Origin of the sequence: Helicobacter marmotae, assembly GCF_003364255.1 — a bacterium.
GTDB lineage: Bacteria > Campylobacterota > Campylobacteria > Campylobacterales > Helicobacteraceae > Helicobacter_C > Helicobacter_C marmotae.
In genome coordinates this window covers 1-3,880 of sequence record NZ_NXLR01000038.1, presented here as the reverse complement: position 1 = coordinate 3,880, position 3,880 = coordinate 1, and the positions used below count along the sequence as shown (strand labels likewise).

Sequence of the window (3,880 nt, the reverse complement as noted above, 5' to 3'; positions counted from 1 at the left end):
AACCAAGGCGCCAAATCTCGCATAACCACCCTAAATAACCAAACTAGTGGCACCATTACTACCCTAAATAATGGCACAGGAGCGGTAATTACTACCCTACTCAATGAGGGCACCATTACCACTCAAACAAACCAAGGCACCACTACGACTTTAACTAATAATGGCACACTTGTAACCTTAACTAACTCTGGGAGTATTAATGACTTAACTAATAATGCTAATGCCAGCTTAGGCTCTGCTACCAATGCCAATAGCGGGCTTACCAATACAGGGCGCATTACTACATTTACTAATGCTGGCACTATTACTGCCTTGCGTAATAACACCAATGGTAACATCACTACACTTACTAATGCTAATACCATTACGACCTTATCTAATGCCGCTAGCATTAATGAATTCAATAACACAGGAAGTGTAACAAGCTTTGCTAATACCGCTACAGCCACCATTGCTACGCTTAACAACACAGGAAGTATTAATAATGCACAAGGTATCAATAATGCTGGCACTATTACTACCTTAAATAATAACGCTAATGGCAACTTCGCTGCAGCCTTTACTAACTCTGGGACAATCAATACCTTAAATAATAATGGCGGGAGCTTTGCTAGTAGTCTCACTAATACTAACACTATAGGGAATTTAACCAACGCTGGCTCCATAAATGGAGCACTCACTAATGCTAACAACGCAACTATCACTACTTTAGATAATAGCGGCTCTATCACACAAGGTATCACTAATGCTGGGACTATCACTACTTTAACCAATCAAAATAGTGGCACACTCCAAATCCTAACTAATGCTAATACCATTACCACACTCACTAATAATGGCACCATTACTCAAGGTATTAGTAATACCACTGCCACCTCACGCATAAATACCCTAAATAACACCGCTGCCCTAAGCTCTATTGCTAATGCTGGCAGCATTACTACCCTAAATAACACCACGCAAAATGCCTCTATCACCACACTTACTAATAACGCTAATGCCACCATTAATGACTTAAATAATAATGCTGGCTCTAGCATTGCTACTTTAACTAATAATACCAATGCCCAAATTCAAACCCTCACTAATAGCGGCATACTTACCAACCTCGATAATCAAAGAGCAGGGACTATTGCTAACCTAAGAAATACTGGGGCAGGCTCTAGCATACAAAGCCTAAGTAATACAGGGACTATCACCACTTTAGAAAACACCCAAAATGCTAGCATTAATGATCTCAACAACACGCAAAATGCTATCCTCACTACTCTAACTAACGCTGCTGCTATTACAACCTTAGGAAATAGCGGGCAAATAGATACCCTATCAAACACAGGAAACATAGTCACATTAAATAATAATGCCCCCACTGCCCAAGGAGGCAATGGCGGGAGTATTAATACCTTAAATAATGCAGGCTCTATTACCACATTAAGTAATATGGGCACACTCACTACACTTGAAAATAGCGCAACCATTGGCACTTTGGCTAATACTCGCTCCATTACTACACTCACTAATCAAAATAATGCGAGTATTACTAGCCTAAACAATAGCACAGCAGGCAATATTGATACCCTCACCAATAATGGGACTTTAAGCACGTTAGACAATGAGGGCTCTTTAACAAACCTCACTAATAACGCTACACTTAATACACTTACTAATCAAAGCAATGCCACCCTAACCACTCTAAGCAATGCTGGCACGCTAAACGCGCTTACTAATGCTAATAACGCTACACTCACTAGCCTAAATAACACAGGCACACTTACTACTTTAACTAATAATGGCACACTTAATACACTCACTAATACCATGCTTATATCTACCTATACTAATAATAGCGCCAACCAAACCACCACCTATACTACTAATAATGATGCAAATGCGCGTATTATTAGCCTTACTAACACCGCTGGGACTATAGAAGTAACCGATGAGCTCTACATTGGGAGGAATAAAAATAAAGTAGGCACACTAGGCAAATTAGATAATCAAGATAAAATCAATGCACAAAATAACACCATTAGTATCTATGGAGAGCTAAGTAATGCTAATAGTGCTTCTATCTCTGTTGGCACACTCATACTCACAAGAGCGCAAAGTCAAGCCCAAATTATGCCAACAACTGATGGAGCACACTTTAATGGCAACATTCATAATGAAAGCCTAAATAACACTCCAACAACCATTACTAATAAAACTAATCTCACACTCACTAATTGGGTAAGCCACCTTAATCAAAGCGCTCAAAGCTTTAATGATAGCGCTAACAACTTTGGCTTACCTAAAGATAATACACAACTTAGCAGCAACACTTCTTCTGCTGGGCATATTATCCTAGGTCTAAATGTGCATTTAGATACATTAGAGACAGGGCAGCGCTTTGATGATACAGGGGCAATCATTGATAATGAAGCGGGGATATTAATCATTGCTACAAGTGATAAATGGGGAGCAAAGTATAACTACACCGCAATGTTTTTAAAAAATGATGGCGCGGGGAATCTAAGCACAGCCCTTAGCTCTGTAAAAGGTTACAATAATCAAGTGGTAGATAAAACTAATCAATATGGAGAGCCCACCACTGATAAAGCAGAAAATCTAGGCGGAAGTGTGGAATTAAAGATTGAAGCCACAAAAGCCCTCTATACCCCTCAATCTACAATAGAGATTATTGACTTAAATGATGGCTTCTCTTTAGGACTCCAGCCTAAGGGCTCTCCAGTGGAAACCGTCTCTCAATCAATGCTTAATGGCATTATTTCTAAAAATATCCTTGTTGGGAATTTTTTAGATTCTCTAAGTCGAAGGATATTTCATCATAGCTTAGATCATAGAGAGGGAGGGGCTTATACGATTACATCTAAAAGCATTAATGAAGAGGGCAAAAGGGTAAAAGATAATAATGATATAGAAGTAACGCTCTCTCACACCAATATTGACCTCCTTGCTGAAACCGATATGATATATGCTCCCCACGCCCTAGAGAGTAATACCCAAGCCTTTATCCTGCCCTTTACTCGCTATACCACCACCAAGCTAGATGCTACCCTCACAGGGCGGGAGAGCACCTTTGGCGTGATTTTAGGCTCATTTCTTAATCTCAAAAAATGGGGGATTTGGGGCTTTTATGCAGGGTATGAGAGCGGTAATGCCACCTTGCCCCGCACCAGTGGCTCTGCGGATTTAAAGCATAATACTATGCTTGCAGGAAGCCATTATTATAAGACTTTCTATACCAAAGGTATGGGGGAATATTATTTTAAAATCTTTACCCATATCCAACATCAAAACCCCGACTTAGAGCTAAAGCTTGATACCATTATGGCAAGTGCGAAGCAAAAGTTGCTCTCTTATGGGCTAGATTCACAGGCTAAAATAGGGGCAAACTTCTATAATATTTTTAATAATAGCTATCTCTCCCCTGAGATTGGGCTAGGCTATGGACTACTCTATCTTAATAGCTTTAATCTCGATTATAATTCAGAAAATGCCCTTGAAGAGCACTATCCTGCACATTTCTTTAGCTATCCTTATGTGAATGCGACTTTGAAATACTTTAAAGCCCTCAATCGTAATGGACGCTATTCTTTCCTCCTTGGGGCGACTTATAATCTTAAGTCTAAACACACCACCAGTGTGCAAATTGATAGCTATAGTGGCTCTTCAGCATTTTATATCCCGCAATTTTCTGCTGTGGGAGGAGCAAACTTCCTCTATACCATAGGTAAAAATACAGAACTCTCTATTCAATATGATGGGCAATTCTCAATAGACCAACAAAGCCATATGCTCTCTTTACGTTATGCGATATGGTTTTAGGGGTGAGTAAGTAAGGATGGGGAAATGAAACACACTTGGTTAGTTTGTCAGC

General features: G+C 39.7%; 1 protein-coding gene. It reads left to right on the top strand.

Annotated features, from left to right (window positions below):
- On the top strand, positions 1-3,828 hold a 3,828-nt coding region (locus CQA63_RS09970), incomplete at its 5' end, for a beta strand repeat-containing protein (RefSeq protein WP_158655525.1).
- Positions 3,829-3,880 lie beyond the last annotated feature (52 nt).